The 251-nt window shown below is 66.1% G+C and carries 1 protein-coding gene; it reads left to right on the plus strand.

What is annotated here, in order from left to right; genetic code table 11:
- Positions 1–49 precede the first annotated feature (49 nt).
- On the plus strand, positions 50–251 hold a 202-nt coding region (locus ACR9ZK_RS22795), incomplete at its 3' end, for a hypothetical protein (RefSeq protein WP_481344199.1).

Genomic DNA, 251 nt, shown 5'->3' on the forward strand with positions numbered 1-251 from the left:
GGGCAGCACCCTGCAGCAACTGCGCGCCATGCGCGATGGGAGTTGATACATGAAGCCGATTCAATCCGTGGTGGTACTGTTGCTGGCCGTGGTGCTGGGCGTGGTGGCCGCGCAATGGCTGGGCACCGAATCGCTGCGCCAGTACGGCGAGGTGATCTACCGCGCCGGCGGCAACGATTACCGCTCCACCGTGCCGCAGGTGGCACTGATGGTGCTGGTGGGCCTGCTGGTGCTGTGGCTGCTGTGGAGCC

This window comes from Monashia sp. HAY1-5C, assembly GCF_056755255.1.